Source organism: Streptomyces kanamyceticus (genome assembly GCF_008704495.1).
In the GTDB taxonomy this organism is placed as follows: Bacteria; Actinomycetota; Actinomycetes; order Streptomycetales; family Streptomycetaceae; genus Streptomyces; species Streptomyces kanamyceticus.
Window position 1 is genome coordinate 8,268,158 of the sequence record NZ_CP023699.1, and the last position, 25,310, is coordinate 8,293,467.

Genomic DNA, 25,310 nt, shown 5'->3' on the forward strand with positions numbered 1-25,310 from the left:
GGCGGGCCCCTCCGGCTCGGTACGATCCCTAGTGCGCGCGCATCAGGAAGCGCCGCACCCCCCTTCAGCTAGGAGAGACCGGTGTCAGACGTCCGTGTGATCATCCAACGCGATTCCGAGCGGGAAGAGCGCGTGGTGACGACGGGCACTACGGCGGCCGAGCTCTTCGCCGGTGAGCGCACCATCGTCGCCGCGCGCGTGGCCGGTGAGCTGAGGGACCTCGCGTACGCCGTGGCCGACGGCGAGGAGATCGAGCCCGTCGAGATCTCCTCCGAGGACGGCCTGAACATCCTGCGCCACTCCACCGCGCACGTCATGGCGCAGGCCGTGCAGGAGCTCTTCCCCGAGGCCAAGCTCGGCATCGGCCCGCCCATCCGGGACGGCTTCTACTACGACTTCGACGTCGCGGAGCCGTTCACGCCCGAGGACCTCAAGCGCGTCGAGAAGAAGATGCAGGAGATCCAGAAGCGCGGCCAGAAGTTCTCGCGCCGCGTCACCACGGACGACGACGCCCGCGAGGAGCTGTCGGGCGAGCCGTACAAGCTGGAGCTGATCGGCCTCAAGGGCAACGCCGCGCAGGCCGCCGACGGCGCCGACGCCGAGGTGGGCGCCGGCGAGCTGACGATCTACGACAACCTCGACGCCAAGACCGGCGAGCTGTGCTGGAAGGACCTCTGCCGCGGTCCCCACCTGCCCACCACCCGGAACATCCCGGCGTTCAAGCTGATGCGCTCCGCCGCCGCCTACTGGCGGGGCAGCGAGAAGAACCCGCAGCTCCAGCGCATCTACGGCACCGCGTGGCCGTCGAAGGACGAGCTGAAGGCGCACCTGGAGTTCCTCGCGGAGGCCGAGAAGCGCGACCACCGCAAGCTCGGCGCCGAGCTCGACCTCTTCTCCTTCCCGGAGGAGCTGGGCCCGGGTCTCGCGGTCTTCCACCCCAAGGGCGGCGTGATCCGCAAGGAGATGGAGACCTACTCCCGCAAGCGGCACGAGGACACGGACTACGAGTTCGTGAACACCCCGCACATCTCCAAGGAGCGCCTCTTCGAGATCTCGGGCCACCTGCCGAACTACGCGGACGGCATGTTCCCGGCCATCGAGTTCGACGAGCAGAACTACCGCCTCAAGGCGATGAACTGCCCGATGCACAACCTCATCTTCAAGGCGCGCGGCCGCTCCTACCGCGAACTGCCGCTGCGGCTCTTCGAGTTCGGCACGGTCTACCGCTACGAGAAGTCCGGCGTGGTGCACGGCCTGACCCGCTCGCGCGGCTTCACCCAGGACGACTCGCACATCTACTGCACCAAGGAGCAGATGGCGGGCGAGCTCGACTCGCTGCTCACCTTCGTCCTCGACCTCCTGCGCGACTACGGCCTGAACGAGTTCGAGCTGGAGCTCTCCACCCGCGACCCCGAGTCCGACAAGTTCATCGGCGAGGACGCGGAGTGGGAGGAGGCCACCGAGGCGCTGCGCCAGGCGGCCGCCAAGCAGGACCTGCCGCTGGTGCCCGACCCGGGCGGCGCCGCGTACTACGGCCCGAAGATCTCCGTCCAGGCCAAGGACGCGATCGGCCGCTCGTGGCAGATGTCGACCATCCAGGTCGACTTCCAGCAGCCCAAGCGGTTCGGCCTGGAGTACACCGCGTCGGACGGCAGCAAGCAGCAGCCCGTCATGATCCACCGGGCGCTCTTCGGCTCCATCGAGCGGTTCTTCGCGGTGCTCCTGGAGCACTACGCGGGCGCCTTCCCGGTGTGGCTTGCCCCGGTGCAGGCGACCTGCATCCCGATCGGTGACGCGCACGTGCCCTACCTCCAGGAGTTCGCCGCCAAGGCGAAGGAGCAGGGGCTGCGCGTCGAGGTCGACGCGTCGTCGGACCGCATGCAGAAGAAGATCCGCAACGCCCAGAAGGCCAAGGTCCCGTTCATGATCATCGCGGGCGACGAGGACATGGCCAACGGCGCCGTCTCCTTCCGCTACCGCGACGGCTCGCAGGAGAACGGCATCCCGGTCGACGAGGCGATCGCCAAGATCACCAAGGCCGTCGAGGACCGCGCCCAGGTCTGATCGCGCGCCGAGAGACCTTCCGAGGCCCCCGGGGAGTTTCCCCCGGGGGCCTCGCGCCGTCGCGCACATCCGCCCCGGCGGCTCGCTCCGAACGGATGAAGTCATATGCTGCACCTCATGACGAGTGAGCCGGAGCAGCAGATCGGAGTGGGTACGCAGGACGCGTTCCAGCGCCTGTGGACGCCCCACCGGATGGCCTACATCCAGGGCGAGAACAAACCCACGGGACCAGGAGCCGACGACGGCTGTCCCTTCTGCTCCATCCCGGCCAAGTCCGACGAGGACGGCCTGGTGATCGCGCGCGGCGAGCAGGTCTACGCGGTGCTCAACCTCTACCCGTACAACGGCGGGCACCTGATGGTCGTGCCCTACCGGCACGTCGCCGACTACACGGACCTGACGGCCCCGGAGACGGCCGAGCTCGCCGAGCTCACCAAGCAGGCCATGACGGCGCTGCGCACCGCGTCCGGCGCGCACGGCTTCAACATCGGCATGAACCAGGGGACCGTGGCGGGCGCGGGCATCGCCGCGCACCTGCACCAGCACGTCGTCCCGCGCTGGGGCGGCGACACCAACTTCATGCCGGTCGTGGGGCACACCAAGGTGCTGCCGCAGCTGCTCGCCGACACCCGCAAGATGCTTGCCGACGCCTGGCCCGCGCTGGCGGGCTAGGGCCTGTCCGGCGGATCAGGGCGCGCTCGGGTGGCGTCCCCCCGTCCGGTGGGCACGAGCGGGGTCTGGTGCGTGCAGCTGCACGGCGGAGGAGGGCGGCAACGCAGTGGGGCCTCCCCTGCTCGAGCGAAGCCGAGAGCTTGGGGAAGTTGGCAACCGACGACAACGCCGGAGGGGGTACCTCCCTGCTCGAGCGGAGCCGAGAGCTTGGGGGAGCGCGTGCCAGACCCCGCGACAGCGCCCTGATCCGCCGGACAGGCCCTAGGGGCGACGCGCTGTTGCATATCGCCAACACCCCTGTGCGACAGGAGGGTTGGAGGCGGCAACCTCACCTGCCACCCTGCTCTCAGGAAAAGCCCGGTCAGGGCGGGGCGCCAGGGAGGGGCCATGTCCGTCGGCATGTCACAGGCGGTTGACCCGGGGTGGGTGGAGTTCGGTCGGCAGCTGCGCTTCCACCGGCGGCGGGCCGGACTGACCCAGTTGCAGCTCGGCAGGCGGGTGGGGTACCACCACAGCTTCATCAGCAGGCTCGAAGGCGGGCTGCGGGAACCGCCCTTCGACCTGGTGAACCGGCTCGACGCCGTCCTGGAGAGCGGAGGTCGGCTCGCCGCCGCCCTCGCCTCGCCGTCCCCGTCACCGCGAGGTCCCGGCCTCCTCCTGACGGCGCCCACGCTGTTCTCCCCGATCCCCGGCGCGGACACCCCCGGCGACGAGGCCCTGCTGACCACGCAGCCGTGGCCCGCGCGGCTGCCCGCCGAGGGCCTGGCCTGCCCGCTGCACGGCAGGGTGGGCTGCGCCACGCCCGACCGGAGCTCGGTGGCGGACCTGCTGACCGGCCTGACCGGTCCCGGCGGCGGCGTCGACGAGCCGGTCGGCGCGGAGGCGGAGCTGCTGCACGGCCTGACCGCCGCGCTGGCCTGTCTGATCCGCGAGGCGTTCGTCCGGGTCAACGACGCGTGCGCGACCACCGTGGAGCGGCTGCTGCGCGGCATGGCCCGCTGGGCCGAAGCGGTCAACTCCACGGGCCGCCTGCCGTACGGACAGCTGCGGCTCGCCGCTCAGTACGCCCAGGTCGCCGGTCGGCTGCGGATGGAGCGCGGGCAGAGCGGCGTGGCCATGGCCTGGTTCGGGCACGGCCTGCGGTGGGCCGACGCCGCCCAGGACGCCGAGGCCAGGGCGACCCTCCTCAGCGACATGTCGACCCTCGTCCGGCTCGACGGGGACGCCGCGTCGATGCTCGTGTACGCGGAGGCCATCGGGGCGGTGGACGCCAAGCGGCGCTGGATGACGACCCTGGCCGACCTGTATCAGGCGCGCGCCCACGCGCTGAGCCACGACGCCGCCGCGTGCCGACAGCACATCTCCCTGGCGCGGCGCAGGTTCGCCCGCCTCGATGACAGGGACCTCCTCGAAGCGCCGTGGCTCGCGGGCGCGGAGGGGCTGCTGCGCCTGGAGTCGGCGATCGGCGGGGCGCTGCGCGACCTCGCCGTGGTGACGGAAGACCGCGCGGTGGCCCGGCGCGCGATCGAGGCCACCGCCCGGTCGTACGCGCTCCTTCCGCCCGTGATGCACTCCACGCGCCTGCTGCTCACCCTGCGCCTGGCGGACAGCTGGGCGTGCGCCGGTGATCCCGTCGCGGCGGTCGCCCTGGCGCAGCCGGTCCTGGAAGAGGCCGTGCGCGCGCGGGAGTTCATGGTCACCGTCGAGTTGCGCGGACTGCACAGCAGGCTGGCCGGGCGCTGGGGCGATCTGCCGGAGGTCCGGGAGTACCGGGAGCGGCTGCGGGCCGTGTCGGAGTGAGGCGGCGCCGGTCCGGCGCGCTTGCCAGTTCTTGACAGGGCGTGCCGCGGGCCCGGAATCCATTGACCGGGGAACCGGGCCGGTGTGAGGGTTCCGCCTGCCACGAGGGTGTCATGTCACCGCCAGTCCGGAACGGGGGGCAGCGGGCGCGACCGCACGGCCTGACGCACAACGTGCTCCCCCCTGGCCCGATGGAGCCTCAACACCTCTCACAAGGAGCCGTGATGCTCAGACGATCCGCAGCGGCCGGGATAACCCTGGCCCTGGCACTCGCGGGGGTGACGGTACCGGCCTCCTTCGCCTCGGCGGCGGCGCGGTCCGCGCCCGCCGCGGGCAAGCCGGACCCCCTCGCGAGAGCCGTCGCCGCCGCCGACAAAGCGGTGCGCAGCGGCCTCGACTCGCTCGCCGTAGGGCCCGAGGAGCAGTACGACCGACAGCAGGTCACCCCCTGGGTCAAGGGCCTCTACTCGGTCGCGTACGAGCGCACCTACCGCGGGTTGCCGGTGGTGGGCGGGGACGCGGTGGTCCTCGCCGACGGGAAGGGAAAGATCCGCTCGGTCAGGGCCGCGAGCGACGCGCGGATCTCGGTCACGGACAAGGCGAAGGTGACGGCCGCGCAGGCGGTCAGGACGAGCCGTACGAAGCTGGCGTCGGTCAAGAAGGTCGACTCCAAGCGCCTGGTGGTCCGGGTCAAGAAGGACGCCCCCGCCCTCGCCTGGGAGACCAAGCTGTCCGGCCGCACCAAGGCGGGCGATCCCAGCAAGCTGCACGTCTTCGTCAACGCGCTCACCGGCAAGGTCATCGACACCTACGACGACGTGCGCGCGGGCAGCGGCCACAGCAAGTGGAACGGCCCCGACCCGCTGACCATCGACACCTCACGGTCCGGCAGCAACTACGTGCTGCGCGACACCACGCGTCCGGGTCTGCAGTGCTCCAGCTACCAGGGCAGCGTGTTCAGCAAGGCGACCGACGACTGGGGCACCGGCAACCCCACCAGCAGGGAGACCGGCTGCGTCGACGTGATGTTCGCCGCGCAGAACCAGTCGAACATGCTCAAGGAGTGGTTCGGCCGCAACGGTCACAACGGCAACGGCGGCAGCTGGCCGGTGAGCGTGGGCCTCAACGAGCTCAACGCGTACTGGGACGGCTCCTCCGTCACCATCGGCCACAACAGCGCCAACGAGTGGATCGCCGGAGTCGACGTCGTCGCCCACGAGTTCGGCCACGGCCTGGACTCCAACACCCCCGGCGGCGCGAACCACGAGAGCGGCCTCGGCGAGGCGACCGGCGACATCATGGGCGCCCTGACCGAGGCGTACGTCAACGAACCCGCCCCCTACGACACCCCCGACTACACCGTCGGGGAAATGATCAACCTCCAGGGGCGCGGCCCGATCCGGAACATGTACGACCCGAGCCGGGTCAACAACGACCCCAACTGTTACTCCGCCTCGATCCCCAACACGGAGGAGCACAAGGCGGCCGGGCCCATGAACCACTGGTTCTACCTCCTGGCCGAGGGATCCAACCCCGGCGGCGGCAAGCCCTCCAGCCCCACCTGCAACAACCAGCAGGTGACCGGCGTGGGCAACAAGAACGCGGGCAAGATCTTCTACGGTGCCATGCTGCTCAAGACCAGCGGCATGACGTACAAGCGCTACCGCACCGCCACGCTCACCTCGGCGAAGAACCTGGACGCGAGCTGCGACCTGTTCAACGCCACCAAGGCGGCCTGGGACGCCATCAGCATCCCGGCCCAGAGCGGTGACCCGACCTGCACCGGGCAGCAGAACGACTTCTCCCTCGGGCTCAGCCCGGCCTCGGGCAAGGTCGAGGCGGGCGCCTCGACCACCGCCACGGTCAACACCACGACCGTCACCGGCAGCGCCCAGCAGATCTCGCTGACCGCCGCGGGCGCGCCGACCGGCGTGGGCGTCACGTTCGACCCGAAGACCGTCACCTCCGGCTCCAACGCCACCATGAAGGTCACCACCTCGGCGTCCACCACGCCCGGCACCTACCCGATCACCGTCACGGGCACCGCGGGCACCAAGTCGCACACCGCGCAGTACACGCTGACCGTGGGCGGCGGCGGCAACCCGACGCAGCCGCCGGACATCGACGTGGAGAAGGTGCGGGCGCACCTGACGCAGCTCAACACCATCGCCACCCAGAACGGCGGCAACCGCCGGGCCACCGGCGCCGGTTACCGCGACTCCCTCGCGTACGTCAAGGGCAAGCTGGAGGCCGCCGGGTACAAGGTCACCGAGCAGAGCTGCGCCTCCGGCTGTTCCGCGGGCGCGGGCAACAACCTGATCGCCGAATGGCCGCAGGGCGACGCGGACAACGTCTACATGTTCGGCGCGCACCTCGACGGCGTGGCGGCGGGTCCCGGCATCAACGACAACGGCTCAGGGTCCGCCACGATCCTGGAGGCCGCGCTGAGCCTGGCCCAGAACAACCCCACGATGAAGAACCGCGTCCGCTTCGCCTGGTGGACCGACGAGGAGCAGGGCCTGAACGGCTCGGACTACTACGCCAGGTCCCTCTCGACCACGGAGCGCGCCAAGATCAAGGCGTACTACAACTTCGACATGGTGGGCTCGACGAACGCCGGGTACTTCATCAACAACGTGAACTCCGCGGCCTCGGTGCCGTTGCGGGACTACTGGACGTCCCTCAACCTCGCGCCCCAGGAGAACGTCGAGGGACAGGGCCGGTCGGACGACGCCTCCTTCCAGAGCGTCGGCATCCCGACGTCCGGCTACGCCACCGGCGCCTCCGCCACGAAGTCCGCGGCCGAGGCGGCGAAGTGGGGCGGCACCGCGGGCCGTTCGTACGACTCGTGCTACCACTCGGCGTGTGACACCACCGCCAACATCAGCGCCACCTCGCTCGACCGCAGCGCGGACGGGGTCGCGTACGCGCTCTGGAAGACGTCCGTCGGCGACAAGCCCGCCCCGACCGACGACTTCTCCCTCTCCGCCAACCCGGCCTCGGGCACGATCGAGCCCGGTTCCTCCGCGAAGGTCACCCTGGCCACCGCCACGACCAGTGGGTCGGCGCAGAAGGTGGCGCTCTCGGCCGCGGGGGCCCCGGCCGGAGTGAGCGTCTCCATCAGCCCCGACGGGGTGCTCTCGGGTGAGTCGGCGACGGCCACCGTCTCGGTCGCGGCGGGCGCGACCGCCGGGACGTACACGCTGACCTTCACCGGCAGCGGCCAGGCCACCCACACCACCACGTACTCCTTGACGGTGCCGGGCGGCGGCGAGACCACCTGGCAGCTGGGTGCCACCTACAAGGCGGGAGACGTGGTGACCTACAACGGCGTCCGCTACCGCTGCATCCAGGGCCACACCGCCTACCCGGGCTGGGAGCCGCCGAACGTCCCCGCCCTGTGGGCGGCCATCTGATCGACGGTCATCGGTGAGGTACCGGGGACGGTGGGGTGCGCGCACCCCACCGTCCCCTCCTGCCCCTCACGCGTCGTACACGTCCGCCTTCCTCGGCATGGGGTCCTGGATCATCCCGCTGAGGAAGCCGGAACGGTTGCCGAACTTCTCCGTGTTCACGCCGTTCTCGTCGAGGACCTTGATCGCGGCCGAGTGCACCACGCGCAGCACGGGCGTGGCGGCGCGCAGCGCGTCGTCGGCCATGAAGCGGTGCCGCCAGGGCCGGTCCGCCCAGGCGTGCCGCAGGCCGAAGGGCTCGGGCAGCGCCAGCTTGCCGCCGAGGTAGTCGAGCAGCGGCGGGTACCAGGTGAAGGGGGCGCGGACCGCGAGGCGTACGACCTCGTCGGCGTCGACCAGCGGCAGGTTGCGCGTCGTGGTCTCCCAGAACTTGATCGGCTTGGCGACCGTCTTCGTCTTGGGGGAGGGCTTGCTGGTGAACAGCGAGTGCACCGGGCCGAGCGCGTGCCCGGTCACCTCGATGCGCAGCGTCTCGTGCAGCACCGTCACCGTGATCAGCATCGTGATCACCAACTGGCCGTCCCAGAGCGTGAACTGGACGCCCAGGTAGTGCCGGTCGCCGCTGCCGAACTGCTGTTCGTTGCAGATGCGCTGGATCTCGTGGCCGCGGACCTGGAACGCCTCGACGTCCGTGCCGGAGGGGCGGGACACCGCCTTCGCGTTCTCCCCGATGGGGGAGACGACCCAGTGGTTTATCGACGGGGTCGGGAAGCCGCCGGTGTGCAGGGGGCCGCGCTCCAGCATGCGGAGCTGGTCGTGCACCGCGCGTATGACGTCCCAGCTGCGGAAGGGGTGGATCTCCTTGCTCTCGTCGGCGGGCACCAGCTCCTCCGCGAGCTGCCAGCTGCCCCAGCGCGTGCCCATGCCCAGTATCCCCTTGGGCCCCGCGTAGAAGACGGAGTTGCTCTGCTGCTCGGCGGAGAGCCGCGCGAGGCCCTGCCGGAGCCGCTCGGCGGCGGTCTCGCCGGGGCTGCCCGGCACCGCCTCGGGGATCTTCGCGCCGATGCCGCCGCCCGCGAGCAGGCCCGACCAGCGCTCGCGCATGTCCCTGGCCGTGCGCTCGGCGATCTGCTTGGCCAGGAACCAGCCCACCACGGGCAGCACGATCGCCGCCCGGAGATACCAGGCCCAGAAGCCGCCGAACGGCAGCTTGAGCAGGAACAGCACGGCGAGCACGCCCACCGCGACGAGCACGGCCGTGGCGAGCGCGTGCGCGCGCTTGTTCTCGCTCTTGGCGACCTGCCGCCTGATGGTGAAGACCGCGAGCCAGACGAGCAGTCCGGGCAGGAAGAGCAGCCCGCACAGCACCATCACGGCGGTGAGCCAACTGTCGCGCTGCTTGCGGATGTTGCTCGCCGCGAGGCAGTGCTCGACGACCGACTGCGGCTCGATGCCGAAGGACTGGATGAGCGGTGCGCGACCGCCGCCGAGCATCCGCACCTGCACGGTGCGCGCGAACGCCTCACCCAGACTTGGCTTGAACAGTGACCAGAGGCCGGCCTTCACCTCGGACTTGTGCCAGTCGTTGTTGGCCTTGAGGATCTCGTCCACGTCGCTGTCGCGGTACGCGGCCGAGGCCAGGGCGTGTGTCGCCGCGGTCTGTCCTGCCGCGCCGGAGAGCGGGACCTGGGCCCCGGGCCTGAAGTCGAATCCATCGTCCGCCACTGCCGCCCCCATCGCCGCGACGCCTTCGCTGCTGCGGCTCTTCCCGACTTCCCTGTCCGGCACACCTGTTGCCGCCCGGCACATCCGTTGATCAGGTCATCAGCGTATCCGGGCGCACCGACATCCGTCAGTGGACGACGGAATGCGGCCGATCACCACAGTGACCGGCCGCACCCGACTACGAGGCGTCCCCGGCCTGTTCGCGAATCCTGTCGGAGAGCTGCGGGGGCATCGGCTCGTGGCGCGCGTACGTACGGCTGAAGCGCGCGGTGCCCTGCGAAAGGGACCGCAGGTCCACCGCGTACCTGCCGATCTCGATCTCGGGCACCTCGGCCCGTACGAGCGTGCGCCCGCCGGATGCCTGCTCGGTGCCGACGACCCGGCCACGGCGGCCCGACAGGTCGCTCATCACCGCGCCCACGTGGTCGTCGCCGACCAACACCTGTACCTCCGCGACCGGTTCGAGGAGATGGATCTTGGCGTCGGCCGCGGCCTCGCGCAGCGCGAGCGCGCCCGCCGTCTGGAACGCGGCGTCGGAGGAGTCCACCGAGTGCGCCTTGCCGTCGAGGAGCGTGATGCGTACGTCGATGAGCGCGTACCCGGCGGCGACGCCCTTCGCCGCCTGCGCGCGCACGCCCTTCTCGACGGACGGGATGAACTGGCGGGGGACCGCGCCGCCGACGACCTTGTCGACGAACTCGATGCCGCTGCCGCCGGGCAGCGGCTCGACCTCGATCTCGCAGATCGCGTACTGCCCGTGCCCGCCGGACTGCTTCACGTGACGGCCGCGGCCACCGGCCTTGCCCGCGAACGTCTCCCGGAGGGAGACCTTGTACGGCACGACGTCGACCTGCACGCCGTACCGGCTGCGCAGCCGCTCCAGGGCGACGTCCGCGTGCGCCTCGCCCAGGCACCACAGGACCACCTGGTGCGTGTCCTGGTTCTGTTCGAGCCGCATGGTCGGGTCCTCCGCGACCAGGCGCGAGAGCCCCTGCGAGAGCTTGTCCTCGTCCGCCTTGCTGTGCGCCTGGATGGCGAGCGGCAGCAGCGGGTCGGGCATGTCCCAGGGCTCCATCAGAAGCGGATCGTCCTTGCCGGACAGGGTGTCGCCGGTCTCGGCGCGGTTCAGCTTGGCCACGCAGGCCAGGTCGCCCGCGCCGCACCGGGTGAGGCCGCGCTGCTGTTTGCCGAACGGCGAGGAGAGCGCGCCGACCCGCTCGTCGACGTCGTGGTCCTCGTGCCCCCGGTCGGCGAGGCCGTGCCCGGAGACGTGCACGGTGTCGTCCGGGTACAGCGTGCCGGAGAAGACGCGCACGAGCGAGATGCGGCCCACGTACGGGTCGGACGCCGTCTTCACCACCTCGGCGACCAGCGGCCCCGAGGGGTCGCAGGCGAGCGCGGGACGCGCCGTGCCGCCCGGGGTGGTGACGGCGGGCGCGGGGTGTTCCAGCGGCGTCGGGAAGCCGCCCGTGATGAGTTCGAGGAGCTCGACCGTGCCGATGCCCTGACGGGCGCCCTCCGCGGCGGGGGCCGCGGCGAGCACGGGGTGGAAGATGCCGCGCGTCACGGCCCGTTCCAGGTCGTCCACGAGCGTCTTGAAGTCGATGTCCTCGCCGCTGAGATAGCGGTCCATGAGGGACTCGTCCTCGCTCTCGGCGATGATCCCCTCGATCAGTTTGTTGCGCGCCTCCTCGATCAGCGGCAGCTGGTCGGCGCCCGGCTCGGACTCCTTGCGCTCTCCGGAGGCGTAGTCGAATATCCGCTGCGAGAGCAGCCCGATCAGGCCGGTGACCGGCGCGTGCCCGTCCGGCCCCTGCTCGCCGTACAGCGGCAGGTACAGCGGAAGCACGGCGTCGGGGTCGTCCGCGCCGAACGCCTGGGCGCAGGTGCGGGTCATCTCGGTGAAGTCGGCGCGGGCCGACTCCAGGTGGGTGATCACGATGGCCCGCGGCATGCCGACCGCCGCGCACTCGTCCCATACCATGCGGGTCGCGCCGTCCACGCCGTCCGCCGCCGAGACGACGAAGAGGGCCGCGTCCGCGGCGCGCAGACCGGCCCTCAGCTCCCCGACGAAGTCGGCGTAGCCGGGTGTGTCCAGGAGATTGACCTTGTAGTCGCCCCATTCGACGGGGACCAGGGACAGCTGCACCGAGCGCTGCTGTCGGTGCTCGATCTCGTCGTAGTCGGAGACGGTGCCGCCGTCCTCCACGCGGCCCGCCCTGTTCACCGCCCCCGCGGTCAGCGCGAGGGCCTCCACCAGAGTCGTCTTGCCCGATCCGCTGTGGCCGACCAGCACCACATTCCGTACGGACGCGGGGTGGTCGGCCGATGTTGCCCTGCCGGCGGCTCCGGGGTGTGCGTTCGCCTTGTCGCCCATGCCTTGCCTCCCGGTTACGTGCGCGGTGAGGAGGCTCAGCCCCCTCGGGGATGCTGGCTGCTCGCGGACACGCGGGGCCGCGTGCGGGTCGGCTCCGGCGACGCCCGCGGTGCCTTCGAGCTTTCCACTCGGGTCACTCTGCGTCCATACGTCGTACGCGAACGTGAGGGGGCGAGCCGGTGCGTCAACGTCGTGACTACGATGGGCCAGCCGGTGGCCAACGGGGCCACGCGGCGCACCGACCCCTCGGGAAGGCCATGCTGAACAAGTACGCGCGTGCATTCTTCACGCGTGTCCTCACACCGTTCGCCGCGTTTTTGATCCGCCGCGGGGTCAGCCCCGACGCGGTCACCTTCATCGGCACGGCCGGTGTGATGGCGGGAGCGCTGGTCTTCTTCCCCCGGGGAGAGTTCTTCTGGGGCACGATCGTCATCACGTTGTTCGTCTTCTCGGACCTGGTCGACGGCAACATGGCACGTCAGCTGGGCCGCTCCAGCCGCTGGGGCGCCTTCCTGGACTCCACGCTCGACCGGGTTGCCGACGGCGCGATCTTCGGCGGCCTCGCCCTCTGGTACGCCGGATCCGGCGACGACAACATCCTCTGCGCCGTCTCCATCTTCTGTCTGGCGAGCGGCCAGGTGGTCTCGTACACGAAGGCGCGCGGCGAGGCGATCGGCCTGCCCGTGGCCGTCAACGGCCTGGTGGAGCGCGCCGAGCGCCTGGTGATCACGCTGGTCGCCGCGGGCCTCGCGGGACTCCACAAGTTCGGCGTGCCCGGCATCCAGATCCTGCTGCCCATCGCCCTGTGGGCCGTCGCCGCGGGCAGCGCCGTCACCCTCGTCCAGCGTGTGGTGACCGTGCGCCGCGAGTCCGCGGAGGCGGACGCGGCCGCTGCCGCGCAGGCCCAGGAGAGTGAGGCCGCGCAGTGAAGGAACGACTCACCGACGCGCTGTACGGGCTCGCCTGGAGCACCGTCAAGAAGCTGCCGGAGCCGGTCGCGGAGCGCCTGGGCAGGACCATCGCCGACACGGTCTGGAAGAAGCGCGGCAAGGGCGTCCTGCGCCTGGAGTCCAACCTCGCGCGCGTGGTGCCCGACGCCAGTCCGGAGCGCCTCGCCGAGCTCTCCAGGGCGGGCATGCGTTCCTACCTGCGCTACTGGATGGAGTCCTTCCGCCTGCCCTCCTGGAGCAAGGAGCGGGTCAGGGGCGGCTTCGACGTCAAGGACGTCCACCACCTCACCGACGGGCTCGCCTCCGACAAGGGCGTCATCATCGCCCTGCCGCACCTGGGCAACTGGGACCTCGCGGGCGCCTGGGTCACCACCAAGCTGGAGACCCCCTTCACGACGGTCGCCGAGCGCCTCAAGCCCGAGACGCTGTACGACCGCTTCGTGGCCTACCGCGAGAGCCTGGGCATGGAGGTCCTGCCGCACACCGGCGGCTCCGCCTTCGGCACCCTCGCCCGCCGCCTGCGCGCGGGCGGCCTGGTCTGTCTCGTCGCCGACCGTGACCTGTCGTCCTCCGGAGTCGAGGTGAAGTTCTTCGGAGACACCGCCCGGATGCCCGCGGGGCCCGCGATGCTCGCCCAGCAGACCGGCGCACTCTTGCTTCCCGTCACCCTCTGGTACGACGATTCGCCCGTCATGAAGGGCCGTGTCCACCCACCCATCGACGTCCCCGAGACAGGTACCAAGGCCGAGAAGACGTCAGTCATGACGCAGGCCCTGGCCGACGCCTTCGCCACGGGAATCGCCGACCATCCGGAGGACTGGCACATGCTGCAGCGTCTGTGGCTCGCCGACCTGGAACCCCGCCCCGACGAGGATCGGGCGGAGGGGCACTCGTGAGGATCGGCATCGTCTGCCCCTACTCCTGGGACGTGCCGGGCGGCGTCCAGTTCCACATCCGCGATCTGGCGGAGCACCTCATCCGCCTCGGGCACGAGGTCTCCGTCCTCGCTCCCGCCGATGACGAGACCCCGCTGCCGCCGTACGTCGTGTCGGCGGGCCGGGCCGTTCCCGTGCCGTACAACGGCTCGGTCGCCCGGCTCAACTTCGGCTTCCTGTCGGCCGCGCGCGTACGCCGATGGCTGCACGACGGCACGTTCGACGTCATCCACATCCACGAGCCCGCCTCGCCCTCGCTCGGCCTGCTCGCCTGCTGGGCCGCGCAGGGCCCGATCGTGGCGACGTTCCACACCTCCAACCCGCGCTCGCGGGCGATGATCGCCGCGTACCCGATCCTGCAGCCCGCCCTGGAGAAGATCAGCGCGCGCATCGCGGTGAGCGAGTACGCGCGCCGGACCCTCGTCGAACACCTGGGCGGCGACGCGGTCGTCATCCCCAACGGCGTCGACGTCGGCTTCTTCGCCGAGGCCGAGCCCAAGCCCGAGTGGCAGGGGGAGACGATCGGCTTCATCGGCCGCATCGACGAGCCCCGCAAGGGGCTTCCGGTGCTGATGAAGGCCCTGCCGCAGATCTTCGCCGAGCGGCCGGACGCACGCCTCCTGGTGGCGGGCCGCGGCGACGAGGACGAGGCGGTGGCCTCCCTCCCCGCCGAACTGCGCTCCCGCGTCGAGTTCCTCGGCATGGTCAGCGACGAGGACAAGGCGCGGCTGCTGCGCAGCGTCGACCTGTACATCGCCCCGAACACCGGCGGCGAGAGCTTCGGGATCATCCTGGTCGAGGCGATGTCGGCGGGCGCCCCGGTGCTCGCCAGCGACCTGGACGCCTTCGCGCAGGTCCTCGACCAAGGCGCGGCGGGCGACCTGTTCACCAACGAGGACGCGGAATCCCTGGCCAAGGCAGCGGTGCGCCTCCTGGCCGACCCCGACCGCCGCACGGGCCTGCGCGACCGCGGCAGCGCCCACGTGCGCCGCTTCGACTGGTCGACGGTGGGCGCGGACATCCTCGCGGTCTACGAAACGGTGACGGACGGCGCGGCATCGGTGGCAGCGGACGAACGCACGGGCTTGCGGGCACGGTTCGGCTTGGCGCAGAAGAACTGAGACACGCGGACTGACCGATCGGACTCTGAATTCTCGGGCCAGGCTGGCCAGCCTGGCCGTGTTCCAGGGACGCTGCCCCAATCCAGCCCGCTCGCTCGTTCGGGGCGAGGGGCCCCAAATTCAGCCCGCTCGCCTGTTCGGGGCGAGGGGCCCCAAACTCAGCCCGCTCGCCCGTTCGGGGCAAGGGGGCCCACATTCAGCCCGTCCGGCGTTTGAGGACTGGGGGCCCGGGGGCGAAGCCCCGAAACAGCAGCCACGGGTGCCCCAACCCCGAACCCGGTCCAAGGCGCCCCCGCCCGGTACCCTTGCGGCCCGTGACCTCCACTCTGATCTGGATCGCAGCAGCCCTCTTCGCGATCGGCCTCTACCTGAGCTGGACCGCGGGCCGCCTCGACCGCCTGCACGCGCGCATCGACGCGGCCCGCGCCGCCCTCGACGCGCAACTGCTGCGCCGCGCCTCGGTCGCCCAGGAACTGGCCACGTCCGGAGTGCTCGACCCCGCCGCCTCGATCGTGCTCTACGAGGCGGCGCACGCGGCACGCCAGGCGGAGGAGGAGCAGCGGGAGGTCGCCGAGAGCGAGTTGAGCCAGGCGCTGCGGGCCATCTTCGGTGAGATCGGTCAGGTCGAGGCGCTGCGCGAGGCACCCGGCGGCGACGAGGCGGCGACCGAACTGGCCGCGGCGGTACGCAGGGTGCCGATGGCCAGGCGCTTCCACAACGACGCGGTGCGCGCGGCCAGGGCGCTGCGCAGGCACCGCAAGGTCCGCTGGTTCCGCCTCGCGGGGCACGCGCCGTTCCCGATGGCGTTCGAGATGGACGACGAACCGCCGGTGGCACTGGCGGACCGGGCGACCGCGTAACCAAAAGCGCAGGTCGGCACGGCCAAGCACGGCGCTGACCAGCCACGTCCCCGGAAAATGAGCCACCGGTCACCCATTGGCCCTTGCTGTGGACTGGTGCCCGGGAGTTTCCTCGGAGCTGCAGAAGCCGTCTTCAGCGAGCGAGGTCAACTCCGTGTCCAGCACCCCCTCCAGCAGCAACCTGACGCCCGAGATCGGCACCGCGCGCGTGAAGCGCGGCATGGCCGAGCAGCTCAAGGGCGGCGTGATCATGGACGTCGTCAACGCCGAGCAGGCGAAGATAGCCGAGGACGCCGGTGCCGTCGCCGTCATGGCGCTGGAGCGGGTGCCCGCCGACATCCGCAAGGACGGCGGCGTCGCCCGAATGTCCGACCCGAACATGATCGAAGAGATCATCGAGGCCGTCTCCATCCCGGTCATGGCGAAGTCCCGCATCGGCCACTTCGTCGAGGCCCAGGTGCTCCAGTCCCTCGGTGTCGACTACATCGACGAGTCCGAGGTCCTCACCCCGGCCGACGAGGTCAACCACAGCGACAAGTTCGCGTTCACGACCCCGTTCGTCTGTGGCGCCACCAACCTGGGCGAGGCCCTGCGCCGCATCGCCGAGGGCGCGGCCATGATCCGCTCCAAGGGCGAGGCCGGCACGGGCAACGTCGTCGAGGCGGTCCGCCACCTGCGCCAGATCAAGAACGAGATCGCCAAGCTGCGCGGCTTCGACAACAACGAGCTGTACGCCGCGGCCAAGGACCTCCGCGCCCCCTACGAGCTGGTCAAGGAGACCGCCGAGCTCGGCAAGCTCCCCGTGGTCCTCTTCTCCGCCGGTGGCGTCGCCACCCCCGCCGACGCCGCCCTGATGCGTCAGCTCGGCGCCGAGGGCGTCTTCGTCGGCTCCGGCATCTTCAAGTCGGGCGACCCGGCCAAGCGCGCCGCCGCGATCGTGAAGGCGACCACCTTCTTCGACGACCCGAAGATCATCGCGGACGCCTCCCGCAACCTCGGCGAGGCCATGGTCGGCATCAACTGCGACACCCTGCCGGAGACCGAGCGCTACGCGAACCGGGGCTGGTGATGACCTCTCCCGTAGTGGGCGTCCTCGCCCTTCAGGGGGACGTACGGGAGCACCTGATCGCTCTGGCCTCGGCGGACGCCGTGGCCAGGCCGGTCCGGCGTCCCGAGGAGCTCGCCGAGGTGGAAGGGCTGGTCATCCCCGGCGGCGAGTCCACCACCATCTCCAAGCTGGCCACCCTCTTCGGCCTCCTGGAGCCCCTTCGCGCGCGCGTGCGGGACGGCATGCCCGTCTACGGCACCTGCGCGGGCATGATCATGCTCGCCGACAAGATCCTCGACCCGCGTTCGGGCCAGGAGACGGTGGGCGGCATCGACATGATCGTGCGACGCAACGCCTTCGGCAGGCAGAACGAGTCCTTCGAGGCGTCCGTCGCCGTCAACGGAGTGGCCGGTGACCCCGTGGAGGGTGTCTTCATCCGGGCCCCCTGGGTGGAGTCGGTCGGTGCCGAGGTCGACGTGCTCGCCGAGCACGAGGGCCACATCGTCGCCGTACGCCAGGGCAACGCCCTCGCCACCTCGTTCCACCCCGAGTTGACGGGCGACCACCGAATCCACGCGTTGTTCGTGGACATGGTGCGAGGGAACGGGCGCGCGGGATCCTTGTAGGATCTCGTGGGATCCCCCGGGGCCTTAAGGTCTGGGAGAGTTCGTACTGGTTGTTGGGTAACGCGAAGGAGACAGGCAGATGTCCGGCCACTCTAAATGGGCTACGACGAAGCACAAGAAGGCCGTGATCGACGCCAAGCGCGGCAAGCTCTTCGCGAAGATGATCAAGAACATCGAGGTGGCGGCCCGCACCGGTGGGGCTGACATCTCGGGTAACCCGACCCTCTTCGACGCCATCCAGAAGGCCAAGAAGAGCTCGGTCCCGAACAAGAACATCGACTCCGCGGTCAAGCGCGGCGCCGGTCTCGAGGCCGGTGGCGCCGACTACGAGACGATCATGTACGAGGGCTACGGCCCGAACGGCGTCGCGGTGCTCATCGAGTGCCTCACCGACAACCGCAACCGCGCCGCCTCCGACGTGCGCGTCGCCATGACGCGCAACGGCGGCTCGATGGCCGACCCGGGTTCCGTCTCGTACCTCTTCAACCGCAAGGGCGTCGTGATCGTCCCCAAGGGCGAGCTGTCCGAGGACGACGTCCTGGGCGCAGTCCTGGACGCGGGCGCCGAAGAGGTCAACGACCTCGGCGAGTCCTTCGAGGTCCTCTCCGAGGCCACCGACATGGTCGCGGTCCGCACCGCGCTCCAGGACGCCGGCATCGAGTACGACTCGGCCGACGCCAACTTCGTCCCGACCATGCAGGTCGAGCTGGACGAAGAGGGCGCGCGGAAGATCTTCAAGCTGATCGACGCGCTCGAGGACAGCGACGACGTACAGAACGTCTTCGCCAACTTCGACGTCTCCGACGAGGTCATGGCGCAGGTCGACGCGTAAGCCGTTCCCCTTGGGGACACGAACGGGCCGACGGGACACGCCCCCGTCGGCCCGTCGCGTTGTCAGAGGGACCCGATAGCCTGCACAGACAGGCGATGGGAGGGGCTGCGTGCGCGTATTGGGGGTCGACCCGGGGCTGACCCGGTGCGGTGTGGGGGTCGTCGACGGAGTCGCGGGCCGCCCGCTGACCATGCGCGGGGTCGGCGTCGTCCGCACCCCGCCGGACGCCGAGTTGGGCCACCGTCTGGTGGCCATCGAGCAGGGCATCGAGCAGTGGCTCGACGAGCACGACCCCGAAGTCCTCGCCGTCGAGCGCGTGTTCAGCCAGCACAACGTGCGCACGGTCATGGGCACCGCCCAGGCGAGCGCCGTCGCCATGCTCTGCGCGTCGCGGCGCGGCATCCCCGTCGCCCTGCACACCCCCAGCGAGGTCAAGGCCGCCGTCACCGGCAGCGGCCGCGCCGACAAGGCCCAGGTCGGAGCCATGGTCACCCGCCTCCTGCGGCTCGACGCGCCCCCCAAGCCCGCCGACGCCGCGGACGCCCTCGCTCTGGCCATCTGTCACATCTGGCGCGCCCCCGCGCAGAACCGCCTCCAGCAGGCCGTCGCCCAGAACCGTCTCCAACAGGCCGCGGCCCTGCACGCGTCGAAGACCGCGGCAGCCAAGACCGCCGCGTCCAGGACCGCGGCAGCCAAAACCTCCACAGCACAGAAAGGCCGTACCGCATGATCGCCTTCGTCAGCGGCCCCGTAGCCGCCCTCGCCCCCGATGCCGCGGTGGTCGAGGTCGGCGGCATCGGCATGGCCGTCCAGTGCGCGCCGAACACGCTCTCCACCCTCCGCGTCGGCCAGCAGACCAAGCTGGCCACCTCCCTGGTCGTACGGGAGGACTCCCTGACGCTGTACGGCTTCGCGGACGACGACGAGCGCCAGACCTTCGAGCTCCTGCAGACCGCGAGCGGCGTCGGGCCGCGCCTGGCGCAGGCCATGCTCGCCGTGCACAGCCCGGACGCGCTGCGCCGCGCGGTCGCCACCGGCGACGAGAAGGCCCTCACGGCCGTCCCCGGCATCGGCAAGAAGGGCGCCCAGAAGCTCCTCCTGGAGTACAAGGACCGCCTGGGCGAGCCGCTCGGCACCGGCGGGCCCGCGATCGGCAAGGCCGTCACCGCGGGCTGGCACGATCAGCTGCACGCCGCGCTGATCGGCCTCGGGTACGCCACGCGCGAGGCCGACGAGGCCGTCGCCGTCGTCACCCCGCAGGCCGAGGCCATGGAGTCGCCGCAGGTGGGCCAGCTCCTGAAGGCCGCGCTCCAGACCCTGAACCGCACCCGCTAGCCCATCCACACCCGCCTGCCACCCCCTGAACCGCATCGCGAGGCACACCGCATGAACTGGGACGACACGACCGACGAAGCTGCCGACGCGGCCGAGCGGCTCGTCGGTGCGTCCGCCGACGGCGAGGACCAGGCCGTCGAGGCCGCCCTGCGCCCCAAGGACCTGGGCGAGTTCATCGGCCAGGAGAAGGTCCGCGAGCAGCTCGACCTGGTGCTGCGCGCCGCCCGCGCGCGGGGCGCCACCGCCGACCACGTCCTGCTCTCCGGCGCCCCCGGCCTCGGCAAGACGACCCTCTCGATGATCATCGCCGCCGAGATGGGCGCCCCGATCCGCATCACCAGCGGCCCCGCCATCCAGCACGCGGGCGACCTCGCCGCGATCCTCTCCTCCCTCCAGGAGGGCGAGGTCCTCTTCCTCGACGAGATCCACCGGATGTCGCGGCCCGCCGAGGAAATGCTCTACATGGCCATGGAGGACTTCCGCGTCGACGTGATCGTCGGCAAGGGCCCCGGCGCCACCGCCATCCCGCTCGAACTGCCGCCCTTCACCCTGGTCGGCGCCACCACGCGCGCGGGCCTGCTGCCGCCGCCGCTGCGCGACCGCTTCGGCTTCACCGCGCACATGGAGTTCTACGAGCCCGCCGAGCTGGAGCGGGTCGTGCACCGCTCCGCCCAGCTCCTGGACGTGGAGATCGACCCGGCGGGGGCCGCCGAGATCGCCGGGCGTTCGCGCGGCACGCCCCGCATCGCCAACCGCCTCCTGCGCCGTGTGCGCGACTACGCCCAGGTCAAGGCCGACGGCGAGATCAACCGCGACATCGCCGGCGCGGCCCTCGCGGTCTACGAGGTGGACGAGCGCGGCCTGGACCGTCTCGACCGGGCCGTCCTGGAGGCCCTGCTCAAGCTGTTCGGCGGCGGTCCCGTCGGCCTGTCGACGCTCGCGGTCGCGGTGGGGGAGGAGCGCGAGACGGTCGAGGAGGTGGCGGAGCCCTTCCTGGTACGGGAGGGTCTGCTGGCCCGCACCCCGCGCGGCCGCGTCGCCACCCCCGCGGCATGGGCGCACCTCGGCCTGGTGCCCCCGCGGCAGACGGGCGGAAAGGGACAACAGGACCTGTTCGGGGCGTGATCTTGGCGAGACAGCGCCGTGAGTGAAGCAGAACGGCGCGGAGAGTCGACCCCTCAGGAACTGCGGTGCCATGCTGAGCGTTGTTCGTTAGGCGCGGACTCGCTTAGACTCCGCCGATGCCGCCTTTGCGGGCGGCGTGCCCACCCCCATCCCAATGGCCGCTTACCTGCGCGGTCGTGCGAAGGAAACTCCGTCCCGTGAATATCGTGACCCTCCTCCCGTTCATCGTGCTCATCGGGGCCATGTTCCTGATGACCCGCTCGGCCAAGAAGAAGCAGCAGGCCGCGGCGTCGATGCGTAACGAGATGCAGCCCGGCACCGGCATCCGCACGATCGGGGGCATGTACGCCACCGTCAAGGAGGTCCACGACGAAGCCGTCCTCCTTGAGGTGGCCCCCGGTGTCCACGCGGTGTACGCGAAGAACTCGATCGGCGCCGTCCTCGACGACGACGAGTACAACCGCATCGTGCACGGCACCGAGGACGACCTGAACGAGGATGCCCCCGTCGTCCCTGACGACGCCTCCTCCCTGACCGAGACCGACGAGCCCGCCGACGCTTCCGACGACTCGCGCATCGACCTCGGCAAGAAGGACGCGGCCGCCGAGGCCGACGAAGCGCAGCCGAAGAAGACCGACGGCGAGTCCGACGCGAAGTAGTCACGACCGGGGACCGCGGTGCGCGCCGCTCGCGTGCCGCGGTCCCCGGATCACGTGGTACTTCACGCCGAGTCTCGACACCACTTCATGGCCGCCCGCCCGGGACCTCCTCGCACGGTAAGGGGGCAGACCGGATGTCGGGCGGTTGGACAGGGAGAACGAGAAGGTGGCAGCACCGAAGAAGGGCCGAAGGCAGAGCGCGCCGGGCAAGCCGGGCCGCTCACTGGTCTTCATCCTGATCGCCCTCGTGGCGCTGACCGGGGGAATGTTCCTTTCCGGGCACACCACGCCGCGCCTCGGCATTGACCTCGCCGGTGGTACGAGCATCACGCTCGAGGCGAAGAACGAGCCGGGCCAGAAGAACGCGATCAACCCGACCAACATGAACACCGCGGTTGACATCATCAACAACCGCGTCAACGGTCTGGGCGTCTCCGAGGCCGAGGTTCAGACCCAGGGCGACAAGAACATCATCGTCAACATCCCCAAGGGGACGAACGAGAAGCAGGCGCGCGAGCAGGTCGGTACGACCGCTCAGCTCTTCTTCCGCCCGGTGATCACGCAGGCCCCTGGTGCGCCGACGCCCCAGCCGTCCGACAGCGCCTCGACCGGCGCCGACAAGGACAAGGACAAGGGCAAGAAGGACGAGAAGGACAAGGCCACCGACAAGGCGACCTCCCCGACCTCCACCCCGACCTCCCAGGGCCGTGCCGTCAGCGACGCCCTGAAGGCCGACCCGACGCCGCCCGCCTCGGACAAGGCCAAGGACGGCAAGAAGGACCCCACCCCGTCCGCCGACCCGGCCACCGCCAAGCTGCAGGAGAAGTTCACCAAGCTCGACTGCACCGACAAGCGGGCCCGCGTCGCCGCGGGCCAGGGCGTCAAGCCGTCCGAGCCGACCGTGGCCTGTGGCAAGAGCCCCGACGGCAAGTCGTGGGACAAGTTCGTCCTCGGCCCCGCCGAGGTCAACGGCAAGGACGTCGACAAGGCGCAGGCGACCATCAACCAGAACGCCGGTGGTGCCTGGGTCGTCAACATGACGTTCACCAAGGGCGGCGCGAAGAAGTTCGCGAAGGTCACCAGCAAGCTCTCGCAGCAGCAGCCCCCGCAGAACCAGTTCGCGATCGTCCTCGACGGCGACGTCGTCTCGGCCCCCAGCGTCAACTCGACCCTGAGCACCAACGCCGAGATCTCCGGCAGCTTCACGCAGGACTCCGCCAAGGACCTGGCGAACGTGCTGTCGTACGGCGCCCTGCCGCTCACCTTCCACGAGCAGAGCGTCACCACGGTCAGCCCGGCCCTCGGCGGCGAGCAGCTCAAGGCGGGTCTGATCGCCGGTGCCATCGGCCTCGCGCTGGTCATCATCTACCTGGTGGTCTACTACCGCGGCCTGTCGCTCATCGCCATCGCGAGCCTCCTGGTCTCCGCGGCGCTGACGTACGCGATCATGACGCTGCTCGGCCCGACGATTAAGTTCGCGCTCAACCTGCCGGCGGTGTGTGGTGCGATCGTCGCCATCGGCATCACCGCGGACTCGTTCATCGTGTTCTTCGAACGCGTCCGGGACGAGGTCCGCGAGGGACGCACGCTGCGCCCCGCCGTCGAGCGGGCCTGGCCGCGCGCCCGGCGCACCATCCTGGTCTCCGACTTCGTCTCGTTCCTCGCCGCCGCGGTGCTCTTCGTGGTCACGGTCGGCAAGGTGCAGGGCTTCGCGTTCACGCTCGGCCTGACCACGCTGCTCGACGTCGTCGTGGTGTTCTTCTTCACCAAGCCGCTGATGACGCTCATGGCCCGCAAGAAGTTCTTCGCGAACGGCCACAAGTGGTCCGGACTCGACCCGAAGCGGCTCGGTGCCAAGCCACCGCTGCGCCGGTCCCGCAGTGCCTCCGCCGCCCCCGTCGACCCGAAGGAGGCGTGAGATGTCGAAGCTCGGCAATCTCGGCGCCAGGCTCTACCGCGGTGAGGTCGGCTACGACTTCGTCGGCAAGCGCAAGATCTGGTACGCCGTCTCGATCCTGATCACCATCACGGCCATCGTGGGCCTCGCGGTGCGCGGTCTGAACATGGGCATCGAGTTCGAGGGCGGTGCGGTCTTCAACACCCCGAAGACCAGCGCCTCGGTCGCCAAGGCCGAGGAGTCCGCGGAGAAGGCGTCCGGCCACGACGCGATCGTCCAGAAGCTGGGTGACGACAAGCTCCGCATCCAGATCGCGGGCGTCGACATCAACAAGTCCGACCAGATCAAGAAGTCGCTGGCCACGGACCTGGACGTCAAGGCCGAGGACATCGACGCCGACCTGGTCGGCCCCAGCTGGGGCGAGCAGATCGCCAACAAGGCCTGGCAGGGCCTGGCGATCTTCATGATCCTCGTGGTGATCTATCTGGCCATCGCCTTCGAATGGCGCATGGCCATCGCGGCACTGATCGCGCTGATCCACGACATCACGATCACCGTGGGTGTGTACGCCCTGGTCGGCTTCGAGGTCACCCCGGGTACGGTGATCGGTCTGCTGACCATTCTCGGTTACTCGCTCTACGACACGGTCGTGGTCTTCGACAGCTTGAAGGAGCAGTCGAAGGACATCACCAAGCAGACCGGGCACACCTACAGCGAGCTCGCCAACAAGAGCATCAACGGCACCCTGGTGCGCTCCATCAACACCACGGTCGTCGCGCTGCTCCCGGTCGCGGGCCTGCTGTTCATCGGTGGCGGTGTCCTGGGCGCGGGCATGCTCAACGACATCTCGCTCTCGCTGTTCGTCGGCCTCGCGGCCGGTGCGTACTCCTCGATCTTCATCGCCACGCCGCTCGTCGCCGACTTCAAGGAGCGCGAGCCGCAGATGAAGGCCCTCAAGAAGCGGGTGCTCGCCAAGCGCGCGGCGGCCGCGGCCAAGGGCGAGTCGGCCGAGGCCCCCGAGCGGGGTGCCGCCGAGCCGGATGACGGCGAGGACGGTCCGGAGGACGCCGCTGCGGCGGTCGTCGGCCCGCGCACCCAGCCCGCGTCGCGCAACCGCGGCCGGGGCCGCCCCTCGGGGAAGCGCCGATGACCGAGCTGGCAGGCGTCACGGAGCTGCTGCTCAGCCGCATCCGTGACGTCCCGGACTACCCGAAGCCTGGCGTGCTGTTCAAGGACATCACGCCGCTGCTCGCCGACCCGGAGGCGTTCGCCGCGCTGACGGACACGCTGGCCGATCTCAGCGCCCGGCACGGCGCCACGAAGATCGTCGGTCTGGAGGCCCGCGGCTTCATCCTCGGCGCCCCCGTCGCGCTGCGCGCGGGGCTCGGCTTCATTCCCGTGCGCAAGGCGGGCAAGCTCCCCGGAGCGACGCTCAAGCAGCGCTACGACCTGGAGTACGGCAGCGCCGAGATCGAGGTGCACGCCGAGGACCTGGCCGCAGGTGACCGCGTCATGGTCATCGACGACGTCCTCGCCACCGGCGGCACCGCGGTGGCCTCGCTCGACCTCATCCGTCGTACGGGCGCCGAGGTGGCAGGTGTCGCGGTCCTCATGGAGCTCGGCTTCCTCGACGGCCGGCAGAAGCTCGAGCGCGCCTTGGACGGGGCGCCGCTGGAGGCTCTGATCACGGTCTGAGAGGACTCGCAGGACGTTACGACGGGCGTTCCGGCTTCGGCCGGGGCGCCCGTCGTGCGTGTCCCGCACGGACCGGCCGGATCCCGCCACCGGCGCGGGTGCCGGGATGGCGCGGACCGTCCGACGGGCGGGACGCGGTGGACGGGGGACGGCCGAGGGGCCAGAGTGTCGGGGGC

Annotated in this window: 20 protein-coding genes; 18 read left to right on the plus strand and 2 right to left on the minus strand. The window is 70.5% G+C overall.

Going from position 1 to position 25,310, the window contains the following annotated elements; all coding sequences use genetic code 11:
• Positions 1 to 81 precede the first annotated feature (81 nt).
• The 4 genes from thrS (at position 82) to CP970_RS36080 (ending at position 7,952) form a co-directional block, all read left to right on the plus strand.
• A complete protein-coding gene (thrS, locus tag CP970_RS36065; protein WP_055555752.1) occupies positions 82 to 2,064 on the plus strand; it encodes a threonine--tRNA ligase in 1,983 nt (660 codons plus the stop codon).
• Positions 2,065 to 2,169: 105 nt separating this feature from the next.
• Positions 2,170 to 2,736 carry an HIT family protein gene (locus CP970_RS36070; RefSeq protein WP_055555750.1) on the plus strand — a complete coding sequence of 189 codons (567 nt, stop codon included), beginning with the start codon at positions 2,170 to 2,172 and terminating at the stop codon, positions 2,734 to 2,736.
• A gap of 387 nt (positions 2,737 to 3,123) precedes the next feature.
• The gene (locus CP970_RS36075; protein WP_055543963.1) at positions 3,124 to 4,536 is read left to right on the plus strand and encodes a helix-turn-helix domain-containing protein; all 1,413 of its coding nucleotides are present in this window, start codon (positions 3,124 to 3,126) and stop codon (positions 4,534 to 4,536) included.
• Between the two features lie 224 nt (positions 4,537 to 4,760).
• On the plus strand, positions 4,761 to 7,952 hold the full coding sequence (locus CP970_RS36080) for a M20/M25/M40 family metallo-hydrolase (protein WP_055543964.1): 3,192 nt from the start codon (positions 4,761 to 4,763) through the stop codon (positions 7,950 to 7,952).
• Between the two features lie 66 nt (positions 7,953 to 8,018).
• Here CP970_RS36080 and CP970_RS36085 read toward each other — a convergent pair whose 3' ends face one another.
• Positions 8,019 to 9,686 carry a hypothetical protein gene (locus tag CP970_RS36085; RefSeq protein ID WP_055543983.1) on the minus strand — a complete coding sequence of 556 codons (1,668 nt, stop codon included), beginning with the start codon at positions 9,684 to 9,686 and terminating at the stop codon, positions 8,019 to 8,021.
• A gap of 166 nt (positions 9,687 to 9,852) precedes the next feature.
• Entirely contained in the window at positions 9,853 to 12,051 is a 2,199-nt protein-coding gene (locus CP970_RS36090; RefSeq protein WP_055543965.1) for an elongation factor G-like protein EF-G2, read from the minus strand.
• A 257-nt stretch (positions 12,052 to 12,308) separates the two neighbouring features.
• Between CP970_RS36090 and pgsA the strand changes: the two genes are divergently transcribed.
• The 14 genes from pgsA (at position 12,309) to CP970_RS36160 (ending at position 25,134) form a co-directional block, all read left to right on the plus strand.
• On the plus strand, positions 12,309 to 12,980 hold the full coding sequence (gene pgsA / locus CP970_RS36095) for a phosphatidylinositol phosphate synthase (RefSeq protein WP_055543966.1): 672 nt from the start codon (positions 12,309 to 12,311) through the stop codon (positions 12,978 to 12,980).
• Complete coding sequence (locus tag CP970_RS36100) at positions 12,977 to 13,897, plus strand: phosphatidylinositol mannoside acyltransferase (protein ID WP_055543967.1); 921 nt, start codon at positions 12,977 to 12,979, stop codon at positions 13,895 to 13,897. The genes pgsA and CP970_RS36100 overlap by 4 nt, the downstream gene beginning before the upstream one ends.
• Positions 13,894 to 15,057 (plus strand): glycosyltransferase family 4 protein, encoded by a 1,164-nt coding sequence (locus CP970_RS36105; protein ID WP_055543968.1) that lies wholly within the window; start codon positions 13,894 to 13,896, stop codon positions 15,055 to 15,057. The genes CP970_RS36100 and CP970_RS36105 overlap by 4 nt, the downstream gene beginning before the upstream one ends.
• 314 nt (positions 15,058 to 15,371) lie before the next feature.
• Entirely contained in the window at positions 15,372 to 15,917 is a 546-nt protein-coding gene (locus CP970_RS36110) for a LemA family protein (RefSeq protein WP_055543969.1), read from the plus strand.
• A gap of 154 nt (positions 15,918 to 16,071) precedes the next feature.
• Positions 16,072 to 16,986 carry a pyridoxal 5'-phosphate synthase lyase subunit PdxS gene (pdxS, locus tag CP970_RS36115; protein WP_055543984.1) on the plus strand — a complete coding sequence of 305 codons (915 nt, stop codon included), beginning with the start codon at positions 16,072 to 16,074 and terminating at the stop codon, positions 16,984 to 16,986.
• Complete coding sequence (gene pdxT / locus CP970_RS36120) at positions 16,986 to 17,591, plus strand: pyridoxal 5'-phosphate synthase glutaminase subunit PdxT (RefSeq protein ID WP_055543970.1); 606 nt, start codon at positions 16,986 to 16,988, stop codon at positions 17,589 to 17,591. The genes pdxS and pdxT overlap by 1 nt, the downstream gene beginning before the upstream one ends.
• A 79-nt stretch (positions 17,592 to 17,670) precedes the next feature.
• Positions 17,671 to 18,423, plus strand: coding sequence for a YebC/PmpR family DNA-binding transcriptional regulator (locus tag CP970_RS36125; RefSeq protein ID WP_055543971.1), 753 nt, complete (start codon positions 17,671 to 17,673; stop codon positions 18,421 to 18,423).
• 109 nt (positions 18,424 to 18,532) lie between these two features.
• On the plus strand, positions 18,533 to 19,153 hold the full coding sequence (gene ruvC / locus CP970_RS36130; protein ID WP_055543972.1) for a crossover junction endodeoxyribonuclease RuvC: 621 nt from the start codon (positions 18,533 to 18,535) through the stop codon (positions 19,151 to 19,153).
• On the plus strand, positions 19,150 to 19,758 hold the full coding sequence (gene ruvA, locus CP970_RS36135) for a Holliday junction branch migration protein RuvA (protein WP_055543973.1): 609 nt from the start codon (positions 19,150 to 19,152) through the stop codon (positions 19,756 to 19,758). Before ruvC ends, ruvA begins: the two co-directional genes overlap by 4 nt.
• A 51-nt stretch (positions 19,759 to 19,809) precedes the next feature.
• Positions 19,810 to 20,883, plus strand: coding sequence for a Holliday junction branch migration DNA helicase RuvB (gene ruvB / locus CP970_RS36140; protein ID WP_055543974.1), 1,074 nt, complete (start codon positions 19,810 to 19,812; stop codon positions 20,881 to 20,883).
• A 197-nt stretch (positions 20,884 to 21,080) separates the two neighbouring features.
• Positions 21,081 to 21,542 carry a preprotein translocase subunit YajC gene (yajC, locus tag CP970_RS36145; protein ID WP_055543975.1) on the plus strand — a complete coding sequence of 154 codons (462 nt, stop codon included), beginning with the start codon at positions 21,081 to 21,083 and terminating at the stop codon, positions 21,540 to 21,542.
• A 166-nt stretch (positions 21,543 to 21,708) separates the two neighbouring features.
• Positions 21,709 to 23,460 carry a protein translocase subunit SecD gene (secD, locus tag CP970_RS36150; protein ID WP_055543985.1) on the plus strand — a complete coding sequence of 584 codons (1,752 nt, stop codon included), beginning with the start codon at positions 21,709 to 21,711 and terminating at the stop codon, positions 23,458 to 23,460.
• Between the two features lies 1 nt (position 23,461).
• Positions 23,462 to 24,589: a protein translocase subunit SecF gene (gene secF, locus CP970_RS36155; protein ID WP_055543976.1), complete on the plus strand. Its 1,128-nt coding sequence runs from the start codon at positions 23,462 to 23,464 to the stop codon at positions 24,587 to 24,589.
• The gene (locus tag CP970_RS36160) at positions 24,586 to 25,134 is read left to right on the plus strand and encodes an adenine phosphoribosyltransferase (protein WP_055543977.1); all 549 of its coding nucleotides are present in this window, start codon (positions 24,586 to 24,588) and stop codon (positions 25,132 to 25,134) included. The genes secF and CP970_RS36160 overlap by 4 nt, the downstream gene beginning before the upstream one ends.
• The last annotated feature ends 176 nt before the right edge of the window (positions 25,135 to 25,310 follow it).